Annotated in this window: 3 protein-coding genes; all 3 read left to right on the forward strand. The window is 51.0% G+C overall.

The window, feature by feature from the left end; translation table 11 throughout:
• Positions 1 to 99: 99 nt before the first annotated feature.
• Positions 100 to 1,056 carry a sulfotransferase gene (locus tag ABYV26_RS23450; RefSeq protein ID WP_372683776.1) on the forward strand — a complete coding sequence of 319 codons (957 nt, stop codon included), beginning with the start codon at positions 100 to 102 and terminating at the stop codon, positions 1,054 to 1,056.
• 26 nt (positions 1,057 to 1,082) lie between these two features.
• Positions 1,083 to 1,556: an ankyrin repeat domain-containing protein gene (locus tag ABYV26_RS23455; protein ID WP_372683777.1), complete on the forward strand. Its 474-nt coding sequence runs from the start codon at positions 1,083 to 1,085 to the stop codon at positions 1,554 to 1,556.
• A gap of 116 nt (positions 1,557 to 1,672) precedes the next feature.
• Positions 1,673 to 3,279: hypothetical protein (locus ABYV26_RS23460; protein WP_372683778.1), on the forward strand; the 1,607-nt coding region annotated here is incomplete at its 3' end.

Genomic DNA, 3,279 nt, shown 5'->3' on the forward strand with positions numbered 1-3,279 from the left:
ATGGCCCAAAATCAAATGGGCATTATCGTGTTGGTTAAACGGCACCTATCTTGACCGCACGGCAGTTCCGAACAATAAGTATGCCGATGTAATGACCCTATGACGATTCTTGACACCACTCCCAATTTCATATTCGTGGGCGGCGCACCCCGTTCAGGGACAACATTGCTTCAAAACATGCTCGATTCACACCCCGACATTACCGGCGGACCGGAGTTTTTGCATTTGCCGGATATCATTCAGGTGAGAAAAGCAATGCAGCACAGCCTCAATAATGGATGGCTGGACGCATATTGTACCCATGCTCAAGCCGACACCCACATTACGCAGTTGATTAACCAATTTCTCTTTCCCATTTCCGAGAGAAAAAACACGTCGTTTATCAGCGAAAAGACACCGGCCAATGTAACCGTATTCTCTGATCTCGTGGAACTATACCCAAAGGCCTTTTTCATTCAGATTCTGCGGGATCCGAGAGCTGTGGTCGCCTCCATGTTGAAAGTTGGGCGTCGAGGCAAAAAGCAAGGCATGCAGACCCAACCCTTTACGCAAAACATCATCGATGCGGTGAATTATTTGAGGACATGCTACGCCAAGGGATTGGCGTTTCAAACCGGCAACGGCAATAAACTATTGACCCTTACCTACGAAGCGCTGGTGACCCAACCGGAAGACATCACCCGGCAAATATGCACCTTTCTTGACCTGCCTTGGGACGAGCGCATGTTGAGGCCTGACAAGCATCAGCATATCGGTGAAAAAGCAATCACCAACGAGGTCTGGTACAACGAAAAAGAGTATCGGCGGCGGCCGATGGACACCGAAATCGAAAAATGGAGGGGCAGCCTGAATGTTGCCCAAAAGGCTGTTTTGTTTTACTGTTTTCGAAAAAATCCGTCCATGTTGAAAAATGGCTACCGATTGGACGAAGAATTCAATACGCAGGCAGTCAGGCAAATTTTTCATACCATTGGCGGGATATTGTATATCTTTCTAAAGATTAAAAGGAAGATTAGTCATCGGGTCCTCAAGCGGTTCATGAGAAGACGATTTTGATGTTACCACCTTTAAGGAGAACACCGGTGAGGCACAATCAACGACAAAAACGATTGAAGATATTAGTCCTTATCGTGATGATGGCTGTTTTTGGCATCTACGCGTGCAGTGCCAACGTCAACGATGACCTGGTGCAAGCGGCCATGACGGGTGACGCGAAAACGATCGAACGCCTTTTGGGAGAAGGCGCCGATGTGAATGCAAAAGACAGCAAATATCACGCTACCGCACTCATGTGGGCTGCCCACAACGGTCACGCAGCTGCCGTTCGCATACTGCTCAACCGTGGCGCCGCAATAGACGAAAAGGGCGCTGCAGGGGAATCAGCGCTGTGGTTTGCTGCTCAACAGGGACAGGTAGAGACCCTGCGCATCCTGGCCGAAAGCGGTGCAGATATCGATGTCATCGGCAGAGATGGCGACAGCGCCATTTCCATAGCCACAAAAAATGGCCACACACCGGTCGTTGAATACTTGATCGAAGCCGGTGCTGAAAAATAGTGGGAGCGCTGCCTACAGGGCTTCAGAAAAATACCCCCGGGCGAAGATAAACAACAATCGACGGATAATCGCGAGCCAGCATGCGATTAACCCACCAGAAGATTGGACCGTAATTCGTGAAACGAAAATTGCTGTTGACCCTAACTTTGCTGGTATTTCTCGTTGTGGCAACCACGGCCTTGATCCTCGTGCTTCGAAGTGAGGCGGGAAGTCGATTTCTTTTATTTAAAGCCCTCGATTTTTCAAACACACCGCTAACGGTAAGCCAATGCCAGGGGAGTTTTATGCACGGTTTGACCCTTGCTGAAATCGAATACGTCTTGGATCAGCAGCGGGTTCATGTAGAAAAGGCAGAGATCGATTTATCGCTTATGGCGCTGATAAAAGGTGAACTGCATTTTAGACAGGTCGAGCTAACGGGCCTCGACTACCGTTCCAATGGTAAAACCGATACGATTGTCAAAGACATGTTTGCGCTGCTTGACGGCGGCACTCCCCGGCTAAATGTCGTTGTCGGAAACGCAACCATGAAAGGGGTGTCCGTCCGCACGCAGGACAACCAACAGGAGCTCGATGAAATACGCTTGAGCCTGTCGATGGACAAAAACTCACTCGATATATCATATCTCGAGTTGGAAGCAGACGATTGGCAAGTCAATCTGCACAGTAGAGCCTCAAGCGTCTCGCCTTACCCTTTTCAGGCAGATATCCGGTGGGCCCTTCATCGCGCAGAAGAGAAAGCCTACCGGGGAAAATGGCACCTTCAAGGTGATGCGGACACCATCCGCTTCGACCATCAACTGTATGCCCCGTGGTACCTGCGCACCGATGGAGAGATCACGCTCGATCGAATATCGCCAGGCCATTTTAAACTTGCCGGCAGTGCTGATATCGATGGGCAGCATTTACCGCCGATTCACCTCGACGCTTCAGGTCAAGGCAGCATGGCCGATTTTGATTTGGAAGCGTTTCAAGCACAAACGTTGGACGGGGTGGCTGCCGCCAATGGCCACATACGCATGCAACCCCATCCGAGCTGGAAACTTACGATTCACGCAACCGATATCAACCCCGGCAAATTGTGGGCACTCTGGTCGGGCCGGCTGAATGCAGAAATGGACCTAGAAGGATCGTTTGTGGATGGCAATCCCATCCTTCGGGTGAACGGAATCAGCGTGTCCGGGGAGCTTCTTGACCAACCTTTCCAGGCGTCGGGAGCCTTGGGAATAGATGGGGACGTCGCTTCGTTGGAAACCTTCAGGGTGCGTTCCGGAAACAACCAATGGGTCTTGAACGGCACCCTTTCGCAGAACTCGAAATTGCGGGTTGATTTCGATGTGCCGGATCCTGTCAGCCTGTGGACGGGCGTCAACGGGCACATGGCAGGCAATTGGATCGTCACCGGCGATCCGCGAAGACCCGTTGGAACGCTGGCCGTCGAGGGCACCGATATGCGCTACGGCGAATACCGTTTGCAGAAGGTCAATGGAACGGCCCAGGTTGATTTGGGCAACTCATCGTTATCCGGGGGAAACTTTGCCCTTCACGAGTTTAGGGTAGGCAAGCAATATTTCTCTGACATAGCCCTAAAATGGGACGGTGATTTTAAAAAGCACCGGGTGAGCATAGACGTCAAATCCCCTGACACGGCAATGAACCTCGAATTTGCCGGCAGTTGTGCTAAGGATCATTGTGAGATCAATGTGGATACCGCTTCGTTTCG

It is taken from the genome of Desulfosarcina sp. (assembly GCF_041551955.1).
Lineage (GTDB): Bacteria > Desulfobacterota > Desulfobacteria > Desulfobacterales > Desulfosarcinaceae > Desulfosarcina.